Below are 18,860 nucleotides of genomic sequence, written 5' to 3' on the forward strand. Positions count from 1 at the left end.
AAAATAATTGTTTGTACAAAAGTAGCACTTTAGAGCAAATATCAGTTATTCAAACAGCTGCCTATTTTATTTGAAAAGGTAGCCGCCTCCTGAGCATAAATACCGTTAAGTGGTTTTGTAAACTCCGAAGGGCTTAAGATAAGTTCGACATTTCCTTTAGGGTAAAAGTCCAAATTCTCGCCATTCTTTACATTTTGGGACGAAAACGGGAACCGCCCCGTAAACGCGATAGGAGAGCATTTATTAAAAACTAAATGGGTATAGCCAGACTCACAAGTTTTCGATTCAATTTTCACCTGCAATGCTATACTTTTTGCTTCTTTGGACCATACAAAATCCACGATAAGAGAATCTGAAGCATAGGCGGATGAACTCAAAAAAGTATAGTTCTTATCTTTAGTCTGCTTTCCATATACTTTGTAAGTACAATCTGAACATTCTTTTTTATCTTTTATTCTTAAAACCAAAACACCCTTCACCAGTTCGTAGTCTTTTATAACTGGAGACACTAATTGCTCACACGTTTTAAATTTGTCAAAGCTCAAAGCGGACAACCCATTTATATTTTCTATCAAGGGACCGTTATAATTCAAACTATAATTATCCGTAAAAATGGATGGCAAATAGCTTAGGGTATTTTTAAAGCTACCAGAATAATACAAAGTAACCTCGTTATTTGAAGCACTCGCGGAATCTATAAATGCTTCTCCATTTTGATTATAAATGTAATCCTTAAACCTTCTCTGGTAACTTCCGTAGTCCTTGATGTTTTGAACCACTAGTTCTTGATTTTTATCAAAAACCAGCCTTATTCGCTTATTCAAACCGTCATGCACTGCCTTTTGAATAAGAGGTCCTGTTACAGAACTGGTAGAGGTCTTTTTGTAAAAATCATTCTCTATTCCTAAATAAATGTCTCTCGCAATAGACTCAAAGCCTGAACGTGAGTAATGAAGTCCGTCACCGCTCACTTCCGTCCCTACAGATGCATACATCCGCATTTCTGGGAAGTCTTCCTTTAATTTCCGCTGAACATCCCTTAACTCACCAGGTACTTCTTTCCTGCTGGCCGTAGCTAAAATGTTGGTCTGAATTAAATATCGGTTTTCGCTTATAAGTCCATCCTCTTTTAAATTTTTCATGAGCGTATTAAAGCGATTTCTATACGCATTGAGAGCAGAAGGCTCGCCCGTATCTGATTCCCATTCTCCTTGGCAAAAAATAAAACCTTTCGATTTCTCGGTTTTACTTCCCTTTATTCTTTTTAAGAACCTACCATAATACGTTTCGGGGTTTTCATGATTGACGGAATCTCTGAAAGAAAGACTTTCCAAAGACTCGCCACCTACCGCACCATTAATAACTTGAACAGGTATTTTATGATTCTCAATGATGCTTTTGGCCAAATAAGTGCCCACTACTCCTGGCCAATTAAACTCTACATTAAGGTCATGCCATCCATTATTAGAAGAACTTGGTTGAAAATGGTCATAAACATAATTCCGGATAAAGGTGTGATCTAATTGACGCCTAATATCCTGATAACAGCACCCCGCTAAAGCGTTTGATTGCCCATAGATCAAATAAGTATCTCCACATAATACTTTTCCTGCTTTGACAATGGAAGACGAATCGGTTTTGGTGTAAACCTTAATTTCAAAAACATATTCAAACAATCCAGCTAAAAGCTCTGTCTGCCAAGAAAATGACTTTGATTCCCTTAAAGAAACCTTTTTATCATAATAACGATGCCCATTTTGAAGAATAACGAGCTTTATGGATTCATAATCTGGATGACTAACGGCACCAGAAATACTAACCTTGGCAAAGCCATTGCTATCTCGCTCGTAAAATTGAAAATCCTTTGGGAAATTATAAAAGAGGTTTTGGCTAGACACCTTAAAGCCTAACAAAAAGACAAATGAAAAAAGAAAAGCCTTTATTAAGTTCATTGTAAAGCTTCGTCTGAAACAAACTTAAATCTAGCTTATTTTAAACGAGTTTCCGAATGCTCTTTCTTAATCAAGACCCAATATTGTGCGTTCCATTGGCAGAAATCTGATCAAATGAATCGAGACTTTAAAAACTTACTTCACCAGAAGGCATAAAAAAAGCAGGTCTAAAAAGACCTGCTTTCGAAAGGGAGGCAGATGGGGTTCGAACCCACGACCCTCGGCACCACAAGCCGATACTCTAACCAACTGAGCTACAACCTCCATTTTCTAACGGAGTGCAAAGGTAAATTGAATCCTTAAATTCTGCAACAGTTATTTTTGTTATTTTTCAAAGAATTTAAACTTTGCAAATGATCATTATTATTTAATCAAAGGATCCCTAAATTGCATACGCATCAAAATAACCCAAGATGTTCAGATTAGACAAGAAAGTAGCCATAGTAACAGGAGGAGCAAGTGGCATAGGACGTGAAATTTCAAGAAGTTTTGCTAAACAAGGTGCGATAGTGCACATTTTCGAGCTAAATATGGATCTGGCCGAGCGTGAAGCCGATCTCATTATAGCTTCTGGAGGAACCGCATATTGTCACAAAGTAGATGTAGCAAATCATGCGGACGTTCAAAAAAAGATAGATAAAATAAAACTGGTCTCACCCATTAATATTTTAGTAAACAATGCGGGGATTGCACATATAGGAACCGTAGAAAGTACCACAGAAGCAGATTTAGATAAAATCTACGCCGTTAATATAAAAGGTGTTTATAATTGTATTCATGCCTTGATACCCCATTTTAAAGAAAATGGCGGTGGCGTTATTATAAACATGTGTTCTGTAGCTGCTACTGTTGGAATAGCCGAGCGATTTGCCTATTCCATTTCAAAAGGTGCCATAAAAACCATGACCATACAGGTAGCAAAAGACTATGTGAAACATCATATAAGATGTAATTCAATTTCGCCTGCAAGAATTCATACGCCTTTTGTGGATGGCTTCATTAAAAACAAATTCCCTGACAGGCAAGAAGAGGTATTTGAAGAGCTGTCTCAAACACAGCCTATTGGAAGAATGGGGAAACCCTCCGAAGTAGCCGCACTTGCTGTTTACTTGGCTTCTGACGAAGCCGCCTTTAGCACCGGAACAGACTATCCCGTAGACGGAGGCTTCATAACACTTAATACACCATAAAATTCAATATAAATAATAATGAAGTTAATAAGACATGGCGAGCCTGGTAAAGAAAAACCAGGCATCATCTCTCAAAATAATATCCAACTAGACGTTTCTGCCTTCGGGGAAGACTTCAATGAAGCTTTTTTTGAAACAGACGGAATAAGTCGACTGGAAACATGGCTGGCCTCTAATCAAGAATCTTGCCCAACAGTGACTGACGGAACTAGACTAGGATCTTGTGTGGCAAGGCCCTCAAAAATAATTTGTATCGGATTAAACTATGCCAAACACGCGGCAGAGTCTGGTATGGCAAACCCTGAACAGCCTGTTGTTTTTTTCAAAGCTACATCTGCTCTTTGCGGACCAAATGACGATGTAGTTATTCCAAGAAACTCTGAAAAAACAGACTGGGAAGTAGAATTGGCTGTTGTTATTGGCAAGAAAGCATCTTATGTAGACAAAGCAGACGCTATGAATTATGTCGCTGGCTATTGCCTTCATAATGATTACAGCGAAAGGGCTTTTCAGCTCGAGCATGGCGGTCAATGGGTTAAAGGAAAATCAAACGACACCTTTGCTCCTCTTGGACCATTTATGGCCACTAAGGATGAAATTACTGACCCTCAGAAATTAAACCTTTGGCTAAAACTCAATGACGAAAAAATCCAAGACTCCAATACAGACGACATGATTTTTTACATTGATGAAATCATAAGCTATTTGAGTAATTACATGACTTTACTTCCTGGCGATGTAATTTCTACCGGTACCCCGGCTGGCGTAGGACTTGGCTTTAAACCTGCCAAATACCTTAAAGCAGGAGATAAAATCGAATTAGGTATTGAAGGTCTTGGTGTTCAAAACCAAACGGCTGTGGCTTATTCAAAATAAGCTCCAAATGGTATCATGAGAAAGTTTGCCCAATATAATGGCAGGCTTTCTTTGTTTTAACCCTTTCATTTAAAAGGCAATTTAAACCACAACAAGGCCATCCATGGCTTCGATATTACATGAGGGCATGTGCCTATAATAATTACCTTTGCAATCCACTCTTATTATTCTTTTGACAAAATGACCCCAAACCAAACGACCTGCCCTAACTGTGGAAATGTTTTTGATGCCGGTGAGGCACTTCAAAAACACATGGATATTGAGCTTAAAAAACGCATTGCAGAGCAAGAAAAGTTAAGTTCTGAGAAACTAGAGTTTTACAAAAAACAGCTTCAGGAAGAGAAAGCAAAATTTGAGCAAGAGGAAAAAAAGAAAATGTGGGCAATAGCTCAAGCGGAAGCAAAAAAACGAGCGGACGAAAAAAATGCGGTAGAACTTAAAGCTCTCCAAGAAGATAATAAATTGAAGCAGCAGCTTATTCTAGATGGACAAAAGAAGGAGCTTGAACTGATGAAAAAGGAAAACGAATTAAAGTTTAAGTCGGAACAACTTCAACTAAAGTTAGAAAAAGAATTATTAGAGAGAAGCAGAGGAATAGAAGAGAAAGCCAAAAAGCAGAAAGACGAGGAGTTTGAACTGGTCAAAAAGGAATACGAAAAGAAGCTCGAGAACCAAATGAACCTGGTGAAGGAAATGCAGCGAAAGGCCGAACAAGGGTCTATGCAACTTCAGGGTGAAATTCAAGAATTAGAAATAGAATCTATCCTTGGCAGAACATTTCCTTATGATGAAATAGAAGAAGTAAAAAAAGGAATTCGTGGTGCAGATGCTATTCAGACCGTGATGAACGAGTTTGGGCAGGCTTGTGGAAAAATAATCTACGAGAGTAAAAGAACTCAAAACTGGGGTGGAGACTGGATAGAAAAGTTAAAGACAGATCAGAGAGAAACAGGTGCAGAGATAGCCGTTTTAGTGACCCAAACCATGCCCAAAGACATGGAAAGATTTGGTGAGCGTGATGGCGTTTGGGTTTGTGGATATCATGAAATCAAAGGCTTAGTATTTGTCCTCCGCCAAATCTTAATAAGAACTCAGCAAGCAAAATCTGTGAATGAAAACAAGGCAGACAAAATGAGTTTACTTTACAGCTTTCTAACCAGCAGCCAGTTCAAACAACAAATGGAAGCCATAGTGGAAGGCTTCTCTAATTTAAAAAGTGAATTGGATAGAGAGAAAAGAGCCATGCAACGTATATGGAAAGAGCGTGAGGTTCAAATTGAAAAGGTTATAGGAAATACCATAGACATGTATGGAAGCATAAAAGGTATTGCAGGAAACGCCATATCTTCTATAAAATATTTGGAATTGCCTGACGAAAACGAAGAAGATCAATGAACGAGTTTCCGTATTTCATCCCCACAATTAAGCCATTCATAAAAACAATCAGACAAAGTAGGAGTTCTTTGAAAGTTTGGCATTGTTTTGGATTCACGAAACTAATGTAAATTTAAAAAACGTGTTGACTAATGAAAAAAATAACCTTACTCTCCGCTTCTCTGGTGCTTTTTGGGCTATCTTCCCAAGCTCAAGAGCCGGAAAAACAAAGCTTATGCTCTAGGAACTTTGACGCCATTTACCAAAAAGTGGAAGATAACTACGCCGGGTGGAGCGAAAAAGTAACCTCTAGAAATAAGAGAAAATTTGACAAAGTCACCGAAGAAACCAAGCAAAGGGTTTCTAAAATAAACGAAGCAGAGGCTTGTTATCATGTTATAAATGATTGGCTTTCGTTTTTCGAGGACGGGCATCTATTTATTAATATCCCGAACCCTTATGTTAAACCAGAAGCTTCCAATGCCCTAGCCAAGCGTGCGTCTAAAGTGGGAACGGTGGCGTTTAAAGGAGAAGATGCCTTCAAAAAGTACTTAGAAAAAAACAAGAACCTTCCAGATGTAGTGGGCATTTGGGAAACGGACGACAAAAACTACCGAGTAGGAATTGCTTCTGGCAAGAAAAAAGACAGATATGAAGCCTTTTTACTAAGCAAAAGAGACGAACACTGGACGGCTGGCAAAGTTAAATTTGAACTAAAAGAGATCTCTAAGGACAAATTCGACACCGATTATTATTACGCTGACTTCACTTCTGAAGTCAAGCTAAGCAGACTGGTAAAAAATTACTTGGTGATTGATGATGTTTATAAATTCCAAAAGATTTACCCAGCACCTAAAGAGGAAATCAACAATGAAGATATCTTAACAAGAATCCCAGAATGGAGGGTTGAAAAAATTGATAATAAGACCGCTTTAATTACACTTCCTCCTTTTACTATTATTGATGCCGCCGACTATATTCTAGAAATGGTCAATAAAAACAAAGGAGTAATAACCAATACAGAGAACCTGATTATCGACCTAAGAAATAATCCAGGAGGAGATGAAAACGCTTTTTCTGCTCTATATCCATTTATTGCTGACAAGCCAATTGTAAGAAAAGGGGGCATGTTTAGAGCGTCTGAAGAAAACCTCATATTACTTTCTCATGAGCTAGAGTCTATACAGGCTTTCCCAAAGTATAAAAGAATTTTAGCTCCAAAACTTCAGGCGGTAATAGCTTCTATGAAAAATAACATGGGAGAAGACATTCAAGGCCCAGACAAAGTATTTCAATACCTGAGAGCTACGCCGTATCCAAAAAAAGTCGCAATTCTTGTGAACGAAAATACCGCAAGTACGGCAGAAAGTGTTACTTTAGAAGCCAAACAAAGCGATAAGACCGTAATCATTGGTACTAAAACAAAAGGTCTGGCAGATTACATAGAAGTAAGAGATTGGGGTTTACCCGCTTTTGGTTGGAGATTAGCTTTTGGCTTGGCCAAAAGTGCAAGAGATACAAGAATAGATAATAAGGGAATTACGCCAGACGTTAAAATACCAAAGAAAGAAGCAGACTGGGTTAAGTATGCTTCAGAGTACTTGAGCAAAAGCAAATAAATGTCTAAATATTTAAAAAACACTTCCGTCCTTTTAATTTTACTTTTTTCCTTTATTCAGCAAGGAATATCGCAAACTGCGGTTAGAAAAAGCCTTCAAGGAGAATGGGTTAAAAACAAAATCACTTTAGAGGACGGAAGTCCTATATACAATCAGAGCATTTTAAATTCCAGCTTCGGGCTGGAATTTTCTGGTGATAGCCTTATCGTTTCCATTGACGGTATAAACTCTATAAGCACCTATACGGTAAAAGATAGTACCATCAGCTATAGAGGAAATCATTTTAAAATCATTAGACTGGACAATCCTGTTTTAGTCATCTCTCAGGTGGTAGATACAGACGAAGTGGAGCCTATAAAAATAGAAATGTACTACAAGCCCGTTTATGATCTGGGTATAAGCCTAGACTCCTATTTAGCAAAAAACGGCGAGTCTGTTTATATCAATAAACCAGGGCTCGTTGAACCTAAATTCATAGATTCTAGAAGCTCTGCCATAGATTTCATCAATTCAAACTTCAAATACCCTGAATTTAAAAAAGGTGGTTTTGTGGTAAGATTTATTGTCACTAAAACCGGTAAAATTGAAGGTCAAAGAATTATTGCAAGTTCAAACCAGAAGTTTGACCAAAAACTGATTAATGCCGTTAACAAAACCAAAGGCAAATGGCTTCCTGCAAAATATCTAGGCAAAAACGTCAATTGTGAAGTAGAATATAATTTTGATTTGGGCTACTCCAAAACAGCCTACGAACCTAGTGCAGAGGAGGAGAAAAAAGCTGTTGCAGCTGAATACGAAGAAAACGGCAAATATTACTTCGCGGCAAAAAACTATCGTTCGGCCATTTACTACCTCACCAAAGCGATTGAGAACGACCCTTATTCTTTAAGTTCTTATTATCTAAGAGCAGCCTCAAACATCTTTACACAAAAAGTAGATAGTGCTTGTGAAGATTACCTTCAACTAAAAAATTTGGGACAAAAAAGAGCAGAGGGTCTCTATGATAAATACTGCCAAAACCATACGCCAGAAACCAAGGAGTAAGTTATACCGTAGATATGGGTCAATAATCTCTATTTTGCCAATAAAAATTTAGTCGCTTGACTCCTAAAGGAATTTACGTCGTTATTCCAGCCTTTAACGAGGCACTATCAATTGATAAAGTAATAGCCGAAATACCCCATTTCGTGGAAGAAGTGGTGGTGGTTAATAACAACTCTAGTGATCATACTGCGGAATCTGCCCGAAAAGCAGGTGCCACGGTAATAGATGAGCCCAAACAAGGCTATGGCTATGCCTGCCTGAAAGGTTTGGAATACTTAAAAACAAAGTCACCAGAAGTCGTTGTCTTTTTGGATGCCGATTATTCAGATTATCCTGAAGAACTCACTCTAATTATAGCTCCCATCCTTAATGATGGTATGGATATGGTTATTGGAAGCAGAAATTTAGGACAAAGAGAACCAGGCTCAATGACGCCACAGCAAGTTTTTGGTAACTGGCTTGCCACTAAATTGATAAAACTTTTCTTTAATGTTTCTTATACAGACCTAGGTCCTTTTAGAGCCATAAAATACACTGCCTTAACAGAACTCGCTATGGTAGACACTACTTACGGGTGGACGGTAGAAATGCAGTTAAAGGCCGCAAAAAAAGGATTAAAAACAACAGAGGTTCCTGTTAGATACAGAAAACGGATAGGAAAATCTAAGGTATCTGGGACGATTAAAGGAACCATCATGGCCGGATACAAAATCTTATCTTGGATTTTTAAATACGCTCTTAAATAATGGATATAATTTTTCTTATAGCATATTTAATTCCTCTCACTATTATTTTTCTGTATTGCTTGATGCAATTCAGCTTAATCATCTCACATTTTAAGTATAAACCAGCCGAATCTTCCTTAGAGCAAAAGGAGCTACCAATAGTCACTATACAGCTTCCTGTTTATAATGAAAAATATGTGGTCAATAGACTGGTAGATGCTGTCCTCAAAATACAGTACCCTATTTCAAAACTGGAAATACAGCTTCTCGACGACTCCAATGACATCACCACGGAATTACTGGAAGCTAAGGTAAAAGAATACCAAGCTCTCGGTTTTGACATTACTTTAATTAGAAGACCCGATAGGGTTGGTTTTAAGGCTGGAGCCTTGAAATATGGATTAGAAACAGCCAAAGGCGAATTTATTGCCATTTTTGATGCCGACTTTATTCCTTCAGAAGACTTTCTGCTTAAAACTGTCCCACTCTTTCAAGACCCAAAAGTAGGTGTAGTACAAACCCGCTGGGAACATATCAACGAAGATTATTCTCTACTCACGAAATTGCAAGCCTTTGGCTTAGACGCCCATTTCTTTATAGAACAACCAGGGCGTTCTGCAGCCAATCATTTCATTAACTTTAATGGCACCGCAGGGGTATGGAGAAAGGAAACCATTGAAGACGCTGGTGGCTGGTCTCCTGACACGCTCACAGAAGATTTAGACCTGAGTTATAGAGCACAACTAAAAGGATGGAAATTTGAATACCTCCGCGAATTGGAATCTCCTGCGGAACTTCCGGTAACATTACCTGCTGTAAAATCACAGCAATACAGATGGATGAAAGGCGGTGCAGAGTGTTTCATGAAAAATGCCGGCAAGATAACTCGTGCCAAAAACATGGGATTTGGCACTAAACTCCATGGCTTCTACCACTTATTAAACAGCTCCATATTTATAAGCGTGATGGCCCTAGCCTTCTTTAGTATTCCTTTGGTTTTAAACACTCATATTTTCTCCAAATACCATAGAATAGTGAACTTGACCACCCTTTTTCAGGTCAATTGGCTTATACTAGGTTCCTTTTATTGGCTAGCCTTTAAGCGTAAAAACAATTCGTTTTTTGCTTTTGCTAAAAGATTCTTTCTCTTTTTGGTCTTTATGATGGGACTATCGTTACATAATACCATAGCTGTGGTAGAAGGTTTGATGGGCAAGAAAACGCCTTTCGTAAGAACCCCAAAGTTTAACGTAGTCAACAAAACAGATTCTTGGAAAGGGAATATATATTCTATCAAGAAAATATCCTTTATAACATGGCTAGAAGGGCTTATATCCTTAACCTTCCTATTTATGCTCTACCTAGATTTCCAAAAACAATTATACGGCATGATGCCCTTCCATTTTATGGTTTTCTTGGGATATGCAGTTATTGCGTTTTATACGGTCAAACATTCCCTGTTTGAAGCATAGCTACAAAATACCTTCCTGAAAAGTAATTTCCTTCACCAGTTTAGTGGCATTGAAGTAAACAGCCATAGAATAAGAATTAGAAGGCTTTGAAACGCTTTCGCATTGCGGCCCCTTTTCTAAAAAGTAGATAAAGACCTTTTGGTTTCTAGCATCTAGCATTTGCAGGTCGTATCTTCCTAAGGTAGAAAACATATCATTTTCTGAATGACCCAGAAGTGAATCCTTATTCGCTATGAGAGCATCTTTAAGAGACGCTCTTTTTCCTTCACAAGCATTCCTGTCAGACCTAAACTCCTCCGAACTAAAAGACGTGCCTAAATCTACTGGTTTTGACCTGCAAGAAGCCAAGAAGCCAAGAATGGCAAAAAATGACAAATACTTCATTTCTGAAAAGAACCCACAAGGCTATTTACAATACTTAAGATAAAACTAAAAATCAATGGCTGAATGAAACCAGTCACACCAAAGCCTCCAATGAGGGCATCACAGATATAAACTATAAATACGGTAACTACAAAATAAAACAAACCCAGCGTAAGAATAGTAATTGGCAAAGAGAGGATCGTCAATATCGGCTTGACAAAAGTATTAAGGATACTCATTACCAATGCCACTATAATGGCGGTCGTTAGTGAGTCAACAGAGATGTCTGGAAGGAGGTTTGGTATCTGAAATACCACTAAACCCACTAGTATTAATCTTATTACGTAATTAATCATATTTGTATTATTTATGTCTGCTAATCAAGACATCGATAACCTCATCCAGCTCAATGTCTTTGGCTTCTAAAAGTACAAGATAATGATACATTAAATCTGCAGCTTCTCCTAAAAATAAATCCTTATTATCGTCCTTGGCTTCAATCACCAATTCCACTGCTTCCTCTCCTACTTTCTGTGCCACCTTATTAATGCCTTTGGCAAAAAGGCTACTGGTGTAAGATTTCTCGGACGGATTTAATTTTCTATCATGAAGCGTTCTTTTTAGATGGTCTAAGAAACCTACTTTCCCTGTGTTGGACTCTTGCCAGCAAGTATCGTCTCCTGTATGACAAGTAGGACCGTCTGGCAAAGCTTTTATAAGGATAGTATCTTCATCACAATCTATAGCTATAGATTTCAAATGGAGAAAGTTTTTAGAGGTTTCCCCCTTTGTCCACAATCTTTTTTTGCTTCTACTAAAAAATGTTACGATTTTTTCAGCCAATGTTTTTTCATAGGCTTCTTCATTCATATAGCCTAACATGAGGACCTTTAGCGTATGAACATCCTGAACCACAACGGGTAACAGGCTATCTGGACTTTTAGAGAAATCGGGTTTTCTTGTCATATCATTATCTTTGAGCCACAAAAGTACGTTTGCTAAAAGAGAAAAGAAGAAAAATATTTAAAAAATGTCTTGACAAATAAAAACCTTCACTTATCTTTGCAGCTCAATTACAAGCAAAAGTAGCTCAGTTGGTAGAGCGTAACCTTGCCAAGGTTAAGGTCGCGGGTTCGAGACCCGTCTTTTGCTCGAAAATAAAGCTCCCATAGTATGGGGGTTTTTTTTTCAAACAGGACTTCGTCCGCCGGGGTGGTGGAATTGGTAGACACGCAGGACTTAAAATCCTGTGAGCCGAAACGCTCGTACGGGTTCGACCCCCGTCCCCGGTACAAAGCCGCAAAACTTAAGTTTTGCGGCTTTTTTTATGTTAACCCTAAAATCTTTGAAACGAAACGAACGCACGGGGGTGATGGGCAGGCCTTCCTGACACGTACACGGTACCAAAAGCACTCAAGTTTTACTTAATGACTTTATGTGTTAACACCAACATCTTCTAGCTAAAGTTTACGAATGAGATCTTCGTAATCAAACCCGACTCCCGATCCTCAGTAAATAATATGGACCAAGAACAAAAGTTGGGGGATAGCTGTTAAATTCTGAATTTTGGAGAAATTTAACAGCTATAAAATTGGAAGAACTAGTAAAGCTATTGTTGCCCGAATTGTTAGTCGATAATTTCAATCTGATAAAGGTCGATAAGGATAAAAAGACTGAAATTCTGCGAATTTACTTAGAAGAGAAGTTGGATATTCCACAGGAATTATCAGAACTAAAACTTCATTCAAAAGGCTTCTATGATGAAATAACCATCCAAGACTTTCCGATTCGTAATTACAAAGTGTTCCTTCATGTCAAACGTCGTAAATGGAAGGATTTGGAAACAGGAAAGAACGTAACAAGGAATTGGGAAATAGTAGCTCAGTGGACGGGGACCTTTGGACTCCGAGATATCAAAACTTAGTTAAAACTACTTCTTTTGTAATAGGGGGTTCTAGGGGGAATTAAGTTGTGGGTAACTCTTAAATTGTGAAAGAAAAAAGAATGGAGTAAACTAAACGGGGACTTAGGTATTGTTACCTAATGGGCGTACTAGACTCCATTCCTTTCATAAGATGCTGAAATGTCTATTTAGAATATTTTTTTCGTAGGAAATAATCAAAGGTCTTAGACCATCGGCATCATTTTTTGAAAACCATTAAACATAATTTTCAAATGCAAAGTAATAATATTTTTGTGGGAATTGATATTTCCAAACTCACTTTTGATGGGCATGTTCACGGCACTAAACTTTACTTTTCTACGTCAAATGATGCGGTTGGGTTTAAGTCGTTTTGTGCTTGGTTAAAAACTAATTCAATTGACATAAAGCAATGCTGGCTTACATTTGAATATGTTGGCTTTTATGAGTATCGGCTTGTTCAGTTTTGTACTGCAAAGAAGATTCGATTCACGAGAATTTCGGGCCTTGAGGTGAAGAAATCAATGGGTTTAGTTCACGGAAAAAGTGACAAAGTAGATGCTCGCCGAATTGCAAAATATGCAAACGAAAAGCGAGAGACTTTAAAGCCTGAAAATCAAGGTTCTCTGGTAGTTTTCGAGCTCAAAAAGCTCTTTAGCCTTCGAAATACACTTATTGACACTAGAAAGACTTTTCAGGTTCATATTTCAGAATGGTCTCATAAACTAGACCTTATAGAAAATGATCCATTTTTAAAGGGTTACAAGAGAATGTTTAATCTTGCTCAAAAGGAAATTGAAAAGCTGGAGGTTAAAATGTTAGAATTGATTAAAGCCAACCCAGAGCTGTTTTTGAATTATACATTACTGACTAGTATTCCAGGAATTGGCTTTGTAAATGCTGTAGCTACGCTTATATATACCGATAATTTTACGAAATTCTCTGACCCACGAAAATATGCTTCATATTGCGGAGTTGCTCCTTTTGAAAACACATCAGGTACTTCACTTAGAGGTAAGACTCATGTTTGTTTTTATGCACATAAGAACCTCAAGGCCTATCTAACTCAAGCTGCTAGAAGCACATTGATACATGATAGCCAAATAGCAGCTTATTATGTTAAGAAAATAGATGAAGGTAAACATTATGGTTCAATAATTAATGCAGTACGATTCAAGCTAATTACAAGGATGTTTGCAGTTATTAGAAATCAAACGAAATATGTGGATAACTACTCAAATAGCATGGGCAATTCAAATAAAGTTGCTTAAAATTTTGGATAGATTCAGGTCTTAGAATACGCCCAGTCTCGAATGACAACAGAGTTTGCTGCTTTTTTAAAAGAATTCAATAGATACACAGGCTATTGATGTCGAAACGGTTGGCAAGTTCTTCGGATTGAATGGGAAGAAACTACAGCGGCAGTATAAGAATCATTTAAGCGACTTCAAAAACTGGAAGCAAAAGCCAAGAGCCAAAGAATGGCTAATCTACCCACAAAATATGGGAGAATATCTGTCAATAGATGAAACTAGCCTTTCGGATGGAGAACTCTATACTATTCTGACCAATAAAGAAGCGAAAGGAAAAAAAGGGAGCATTGTTGCCATCATAGCAGGCACTAAGGCGGCTGATATTATAAAAGCCCTACGTAAAATACCAGAGCCTAAACGTAAGAAAGTCAAAGAAGTAACCCTTGACATGGCTCCTAATATGGAGTTGGCTATCAAAAAATCATTTCCTTGGGCCAAACGAGTTACCGATAGGTTTCACGTACAAAAATTAGCCTGGGATGCGGTGCAAGAAATGCGAATCAAGCATCGTTGGGAGGCTATAGACCAAGAAAGTGATGCCATCGAACTTGCAAAAGTAAAGGGAACTCCTTATAAACCTGAGATACTAAGTAATGGCGATACACTCAAGCAGCTTTTAGCTAGAGGTAGATATGTACTTTATAAACGACCAGCAAACTGGTCTAAGTCGCAAGCCGAAAGAGCTGCTCTATTATTTGAACGCTATCCAGATATTGAAAAAGCCTTCGGACTGGGTATTAAACTAGCCGAGATTTATGACAAAACCACTGACCAAACTTATGGTTTAGCTCGACTAGCCAAATGGCATGAAGAAGTAAGACAAGCAGGCTTTAAATCCTTTAATTCAATTGCCCGAACATTTGAGCATCATTACAGAACTATTCTTAATTATTTTGATAATAGAAGTACCAATGCTTCAGCAGAATCTTTCAATGCGAAAATCAAAGCTTTTAGATCTAGGTTTAGAGGTGTCAGGAGTATTGAATTCTTCCTATTTAGACTATGTCAAATTTATGCATAAAGAACTCATCCCCCAGATTTTGCTCTTGACCCAAATTTAACAGCTATAAAATTGGAAGAACTAGTAAAGCTATTGTTGCCCGAATTGTTAGTCGATAATTTCAATCTGATAAAGGTCGATAAGGATAAAAAGACTGAAATTCTGCGAATTTACTTAGAAGAGAAGTTGGATATTCCACAGGAATTATCAGAACTAAAACTTCATTCAAAAGGCTTCTATGATGAAATAACCATCCAAGACTTTCCGATTCGTAATTACAAAGTGTTCCTTCATGTCAAACGTCGTAAATGGAAGGATTTGGAAACAGGAAAGAACGTAACAAGGAATTGGGAAATAGTAGCTCAGGGAACTCGAATGACAACAGAGTTTGCTGCTTTTTTAAAAGAATTCAATAGATACACAGGCTATTGATGTCGAAACGGTTGGCAAGTTCTTCGGATTGAATGGGAAGAAACTACAGCGGCAGTATAAGAATCATTTAAGCGACTTCAAAAACTGGAAGCAAAAGCCAAGAGCCAAAGAATGGCTAATCTACCCACAAAATATGGGAGAATATCTGTCAATAGATGAAACTAGCCTTTCGGATGGAGAACTCTATACTATTCTGACCAATAAAGAAGCGAAAGGAAAAAAAGGGAGCATTGTTGCCATCATAGCAGGCACTAAGGCGGCTGATATCATAAAAGCCTTACGTAAAATACCAGAGCCTAAACGTAAGAAAGTCAAAGAAGTAACCCTTGACATGGCTCCTAATATGGAGTTGGCAATCAAGAAATCATTTCCTTGTGCAAAACGAGTTACCGATAGGTTTCACGTACAAAAATTAGCCTGGGATGCGGTGCAAGAAATGAGAATTAAACATCGTTGGGAGGCTATAGACCAAGAAAGTGATGCCATCGAACTTGCAAAAGTAAAGGGAACTCCTTATAAACCTGAGATACTAAGTAATGGCGATACACTCAAGCAGCTTTTAGCTAGAGGTAGATATGTACTTTATAAACGACCAGCAAACTGGTCTAAGTCGCAAGCCGAAAGAGCTGCTCTATTATTTGAACGCTATCCAGATATTGAAAAAGCCTTCGGACTGGGTATTAAACTAGCCGAGATTTATGACAAAACCACTGACCAAACTTATGGTTTAGCTCGACTAGCCAAATGGCATGAAGAAGTAAGACAAGCAGGCTTTAAATCCTTTAATTCAATTGCCCGAACATTTGAGCATCATTACAGAACTATTCTTAATTATTTTGATAATAGAAGTACCAATGCTTCAGCAGAATCTTTCAATGCGAAAATCAAAGCTTTTAGATCTAGGTTTAGAGGTGTCAGGAGTATTGAATTCTTCCTATTTAGACTATGTCAAATTTATGCATAAAGAACTCATCCCCCAGATTTTGCTCTTGACCCAATAATATGCCATTAAATAAGTTTTTGAAAAATCAAAAAGATGTCATTTACCCTGATTGTGTTGCCTAAAACAAACAAGGTTAAACTTATTTCCACCTACTTGTCATACTCTTGTATTGTTTGGAATCAAGAATGTCTTCCCTTTAATTTAAAAGCTAAACTCAAATCCGCCCATCAGACTAAAAGGTAAACCAGGCCTTAAACCAGAAGGAACACGTGAAACTAGATAGTGATTATTAAACACATTGTTGATGTTCACGCTAAGCTGCAATTTGTCATTCAATTGATACTTGGTAGCAAAGTCCGAGACAAAGTAAGCTTTTACCAAGCTCTCTATTGGTATTTCACCCGATCCAGCGATAGTACGAATAGCTCCGTTGTATCGACCCGTCAGTTGAGCTGTAAATTGGTTAATCTCAATACCAATAGTCGTAAAAAACTGATGAACCGGAATATAAGGAAGTTGGTCACCATATGTAACTTTTCCCCAAATCTCCTCAGAACTCGAAAAATCACTAAGGAACTTAGAGTTTGTTTGGGTATAGCTGAATTCCAAAGGAATAATGACGTCTTTATTTTGGCCAACTTTCAAACTATAATTTACCATGGCTTCAATACCATTAACCCTGACAGCTCCTGCATTAAAAAGCGTTAGCGATCCAGTACCTCCACTTGCTGCTAAATCACTCCCAAGAAGGTTGCTGTAATTATTATTAAAGCCTACCAATTCACCGTAGAAGCCATTTTTGGAAACTCTAATTCCCAACTCTGTGTTGATACTGGACTCAGGTAAACTGCCCTCATCAACCCCTGGAGGGGAAAAACCTTTATGTACTCCTGAAAACACTGCGATCGCTTCATTAGGTTTGAAGTTTACGCCTATCCCAGGAATAAACTGGTCAACATTGTTTTCTTTCGTTTTTAAATCTTGCCCATTTCTTTCTACATCCGACTTGCCAAAGTCCTCGAGACCAAGTTTGATGTTTTCATATCTCACTCCAGGAGCAATAGTGAGTTTTTTTGATAAGGTAAATCTGTATAAAATATGACTTGAAGCAGCATTGGCAAAACTAATGCGATTGGCATCTGTACCTTGGACACCCGGATTTGTCAAACTAAGATTACCCTCATTCATTTGATAGCCATCTACCCATTGAAACCTATCTTCTTCGTCGTAATGTACCCGTGCTCCAATTTCTAAATCATGGCTGATCTTATTTGTGCTCCAATGTTTATCCAACTTAGTCTGAACCCCTTGAGCAACATATTTCCTATTGTTGTTTTTAAGCAATAGAGTATTTACAGGAGAGTCTGCTCCTCTTAAATACCCAAAAGCAATTTCATTTGACGCTGTATTGTTTAAGATTGAGGCAATTCCAGTTTTGGCACCATTCACAACAACATCATTGAGTTTATACCAATTTCTAGAAAACGTATTTCTATAGGCCACTGTGGTAATTCTAAAAGAATTGCCCAAATCGATGGTATGGGTAGCCATCAACTGAAAATGTTCCGCTTTCATCTCATCATTAGCTGATGCCGCATAACGAATGAATGGATTAAGCTCAAAATCTTTTGTGGTTAAACCAAGATAAGTTTCATCTGAAAGTTCATTAGAATATTGGGCTTTAAGCTCAATCGATTGTGAATTAGTCTTATGCTCCTTTGTGTTGAATCTAATTTTTGTTAGAATATCACTCTTATTAAAACCTGTATTTCTTTCGCCAACAGGAAGTTCTTTGAAACCATTTGATCCTTGATTATAACCTTCCAATACATAAGAAAACTGCCCAAATTTCTGGCCGAATCTCAAACTCAAATTCCTATTTCCAAAACTTCCGTAGTTAGCTTTTACCTTTCCAGCAGATTTACTGTTTGGAATAGGAGCTGAAACCATATTAATTGCCCCTCCGGTTGTAAAAGGCCCGAATTCTATTTGACTAGACCCTTTAAGAACCTCTACTGCATTCATTCGCTGAGCCATAGGAAAATAATAAGCTGCTGGGGCACTATATGGAGCGGGGGCAATTAATACACCATCTTCCATGATTGTTATTTTTGCACTTCTTTCTGCTGAAACTCCTCTAAGACTAATGTTCGGCCTCAACCCGAACCCATCTTCGTCATAAGAATTAACTCCTGGAACCTTTGCAAGCATTCTTGCTATATCTGTGTGACCTTGTTTGGCTATTTCTTGGGAAGATAAGAAATAAGCCGAACCTGTTCTGTTTATTGTATTTGCTTTACTTCCAAAAAACATATTCGCTGAAATGACCACTTCATTTAAGTCAATAATTGAAGTGTCGATACTAGATACTATCTCAGTGGGAATTTCTTGTGCTTTTGCAGAAGCAAAAATTAATGTACTTAAGAGTAAAAAGTAGAATCCTATATTTTTCATTGGTTTTATTTAGATCAATTACAAATAAGGCACAAATGTAGAGCAGAGACGTTAAACTTTCAAAACTATTTAGAATTATTTTAAATAACAGCAGTCAAAGTCGATAATGGGCTCATAAGTAGCATCTTAATAAAATCGAGAGAGATAATAAATTATTGAAATTATACAATTAGTGCTTAGGA

17 protein-coding genes and 3 tRNA genes are annotated in these 18,860 nt (G+C 37.7%); 14 read left to right on the forward strand and 6 right to left on the reverse strand.

What is annotated here, in order from left to right:
• Positions 1-41: 41 nt before the first annotated feature.
• Positions 42-1,952 carry a sialate O-acetylesterase gene (locus tag ACSBFT_RS17160; protein WP_489601678.1) on the reverse strand — a complete coding sequence of 637 codons (1,911 nt, stop codon included), beginning with the start codon at positions 1,950-1,952 and terminating at the stop codon, positions 42-44.
• Positions 1,953-2,141: 189 nt separating this feature from the next.
• Positions 2,142-2,217 (reverse strand) — tRNA-His (locus ACSBFT_RS17165).
• A gap of 148 nt (positions 2,218-2,365) precedes the next feature.
• Between ACSBFT_RS17165 and ACSBFT_RS17170 the strand changes: the two genes are divergently transcribed.
• The 7 genes from ACSBFT_RS17170 to ACSBFT_RS17200 all read left to right on the forward strand — a co-directional run bounded on the left by ACSBFT_RS17170 (position 2,366) and on the right by ACSBFT_RS17200 (position 10,252).
• Positions 2,366-3,142 (forward strand): SDR family NAD(P)-dependent oxidoreductase, encoded by a 777-nt coding sequence (locus tag ACSBFT_RS17170; RefSeq protein ID WP_463046160.1) that lies wholly within the window; start codon positions 2,366-2,368, stop codon positions 3,140-3,142.
• Positions 3,143-3,160: 18 nt separating this feature from the next.
• Entirely contained in the window at positions 3,161-4,018 is an 858-nt protein-coding gene (locus ACSBFT_RS17175; protein WP_489601679.1) for a fumarylacetoacetate hydrolase family protein, read from the forward strand.
• 180 nt (positions 4,019-4,198) lie between these two features.
• A complete protein-coding gene (locus ACSBFT_RS17180; protein ID WP_463046158.1) occupies positions 4,199-5,413 on the forward strand; it encodes a DUF2130 domain-containing protein in 1,215 nt (404 codons plus the stop codon).
• A 131-nt stretch (positions 5,414-5,544) separates the two neighbouring features.
• Positions 5,545-7,011 carry a S41 family peptidase gene (locus ACSBFT_RS17185; protein ID WP_489601681.1) on the forward strand — a complete coding sequence of 489 codons (1,467 nt, stop codon included), beginning with the start codon at positions 5,545-5,547 and terminating at the stop codon, positions 7,009-7,011.
• The gene (locus tag ACSBFT_RS17190; protein ID WP_463046156.1) at positions 7,012-8,055 is read left to right on the forward strand and encodes an energy transducer TonB; all 1,044 of its coding nucleotides are present in this window, start codon (positions 7,012-7,014) and stop codon (positions 8,053-8,055) included.
• A gap of 56 nt (positions 8,056-8,111) precedes the next feature.
• Positions 8,112-8,801, forward strand: a complete 690-nt coding sequence (locus ACSBFT_RS17195; RefSeq protein ID WP_489601683.1) for a glycosyltransferase family 2 protein — start codon at positions 8,112-8,114, stop codon at positions 8,799-8,801.
• A gap of 62 nt (positions 8,802-8,863) precedes the next feature.
• A complete protein-coding gene (locus ACSBFT_RS17200) occupies positions 8,864-10,252 on the forward strand; it encodes a cellulose synthase family protein (protein WP_489601685.1) in 1,389 nt (462 codons plus the stop codon).
• Here the strand turns inward: ACSBFT_RS17200 and ACSBFT_RS17205 are convergent, their stop codons facing one another.
• Genes ACSBFT_RS17205 through hisIE form a run of 3 tightly spaced genes read right to left on the reverse strand, consistent with a single transcriptional unit; the run spans position 10,253 to position 11,581 of the window.
• Positions 10,253-10,636, reverse strand: coding sequence for a hypothetical protein (locus tag ACSBFT_RS17205; RefSeq protein ID WP_463046153.1), 384 nt, complete (start codon positions 10,634-10,636; stop codon positions 10,253-10,255).
• Positions 10,633-10,971 carry a phage holin family protein gene (locus ACSBFT_RS17210; RefSeq protein WP_463046152.1) on the reverse strand — a complete coding sequence of 113 codons (339 nt, stop codon included), beginning with the start codon at positions 10,969-10,971 and terminating at the stop codon, positions 10,633-10,635. The genes ACSBFT_RS17205 and ACSBFT_RS17210 overlap by 4 nt, the downstream gene beginning before the upstream one ends.
• A gap of 7 nt (positions 10,972-10,978) precedes the next feature.
• The gene (gene hisIE, locus ACSBFT_RS17215; RefSeq protein WP_463046151.1) at positions 10,979-11,581 is read right to left on the reverse strand and encodes a bifunctional phosphoribosyl-AMP cyclohydrolase/phosphoribosyl-ATP diphosphatase HisIE; all 603 of its coding nucleotides are present in this window, start codon (positions 11,579-11,581) and stop codon (positions 10,979-10,981) included.
• Positions 11,582-11,694: 113 nt separating this feature from the next.
• Between hisIE and ACSBFT_RS17220 the strand changes: the two genes are divergently transcribed.
• The 7 genes from ACSBFT_RS17220 (at position 11,695) to ACSBFT_RS17250 (ending at position 16,245) form a co-directional block, all read left to right on the forward strand.
• Positions 11,695-11,767, forward strand: a tRNA-Gly gene (locus ACSBFT_RS17220).
• Between the two features lie 54 nt (positions 11,768-11,821).
• Positions 11,822-11,907, forward strand: a tRNA-Leu gene (locus ACSBFT_RS17225).
• A gap of 299 nt (positions 11,908-12,206) precedes the next feature.
• The gene (locus tag ACSBFT_RS17230; protein ID WP_489601687.1) at positions 12,207-12,539 is read left to right on the forward strand and encodes an ISAon1 family transposase N-terminal region protein; all 333 of its coding nucleotides are present in this window, start codon (positions 12,207-12,209) and stop codon (positions 12,537-12,539) included.
• A 251-nt stretch (positions 12,540-12,790) separates the two neighbouring features.
• Positions 12,791-13,807 (forward strand): IS110 family transposase, encoded by a 1,017-nt coding sequence (locus ACSBFT_RS17235; protein WP_489601689.1) that lies wholly within the window; start codon positions 12,791-12,793, stop codon positions 13,805-13,807.
• A gap of 79 nt (positions 13,808-13,886) precedes the next feature.
• Complete coding sequence (locus tag ACSBFT_RS17240) at positions 13,887-14,870, forward strand: ISAon1 family transposase (RefSeq protein WP_489604848.1); 984 nt, start codon at positions 13,887-13,889, stop codon at positions 14,868-14,870.
• 51 nt (positions 14,871-14,921) lie between these two features.
• The gene (locus ACSBFT_RS17245; protein WP_489601691.1) at positions 14,922-15,281 is read left to right on the forward strand and encodes an ISAon1 family transposase N-terminal region protein; all 360 of its coding nucleotides are present in this window, start codon (positions 14,922-14,924) and stop codon (positions 15,279-15,281) included.
• Positions 15,282-15,309: 28 nt separating this feature from the next.
• Positions 15,310-16,245: an ISAon1 family transposase gene (locus ACSBFT_RS17250; protein ID WP_489601692.1), complete on the forward strand. Its 936-nt coding sequence runs from the start codon at positions 15,310-15,312 to the stop codon at positions 16,243-16,245.
• 180 nt (positions 16,246-16,425) lie between these two features.
• On the opposite strand, the gene ACSBFT_RS17255 is transcribed toward ACSBFT_RS17250, so the two are convergent.
• Positions 16,426-18,678, reverse strand: a complete 2,253-nt coding sequence (locus ACSBFT_RS17255; protein WP_489601694.1) for a TonB-dependent receptor family protein — start codon at positions 18,676-18,678, stop codon at positions 16,426-16,428.
• Positions 18,679-18,860: the final 182 nt, after the last annotated feature.

It is taken from the genome of Arcticibacterium sp. SM2516, assembly GCF_057914865.1.

What these genes read in the sequence shown, in the direction of transcription:
- ACSBFT_RS17175 (WP_489601679.1), top strand. Translation starts at nt 3,161, where the DNA reads ATGAAGTTAATAAGACATGGCGAGCCTGGTAAAGAAAAACCAGGCATC.
- ACSBFT_RS17200 (WP_489601685.1), top strand. Translation starts at nt 8,864, where the DNA reads ATGCAATTCAGCTTAATCATCTCACATTTTAAGTATAAACCAGCCGAA.
- ACSBFT_RS17185 (WP_489601681.1), top strand. Translation starts at nt 5,545, where the DNA reads ATGAAAAAAATAACCTTACTCTCCGCTTCTCTGGTGCTTTTTGGGCTA.
- ACSBFT_RS17255 (WP_489601694.1), bottom strand. Translation starts at nt 18,678, where the DNA reads ATGAAAAATATAGGATTCTACTTTTTACTCTTAAGTACATTAATTTTT.
- ACSBFT_RS17205 (WP_463046153.1), bottom strand. Translation starts at nt 10,636, where the DNA reads ATGAAGTATTTGTCATTTTTTGCCATTCTTGGCTTCTTGGCTTCTTGC.
- ACSBFT_RS17210 (WP_463046152.1), bottom strand. Translation starts at nt 10,971, where the DNA reads ATGATTAATTACGTAATAAGATTAATACTAGTGGGTTTAGTGGTATTT.
- hisIE (WP_463046151.1), bottom strand. Translation starts at nt 11,581, where the DNA reads ATGACAAGAAAACCCGATTTCTCTAAAAGTCCAGATAGCCTGTTACCC.
- ACSBFT_RS17235 (WP_489601689.1), top strand. Translation starts at nt 12,791, where the DNA reads ATGCAAAGTAATAATATTTTTGTGGGAATTGATATTTCCAAACTCACT.
- ACSBFT_RS17170 (WP_463046160.1), top strand. Translation starts at nt 2,366, where the DNA reads ATGTTCAGATTAGACAAGAAAGTAGCCATAGTAACAGGAGGAGCAAGT.
- ACSBFT_RS17160 (WP_489601678.1), bottom strand. Translation starts at nt 1,952, where the DNA reads ATGAACTTAATAAAGGCTTTTCTTTTTTCATTTGTCTTTTTGTTAGGC.
- ACSBFT_RS17180 (WP_463046158.1), top strand. Translation starts at nt 4,199, where the DNA reads ATGACCCCAAACCAAACGACCTGCCCTAACTGTGGAAATGTTTTTGAT.
- ACSBFT_RS17190 (WP_463046156.1), top strand. Translation starts at nt 7,012, where the DNA reads ATGTCTAAATATTTAAAAAACACTTCCGTCCTTTTAATTTTACTTTTT.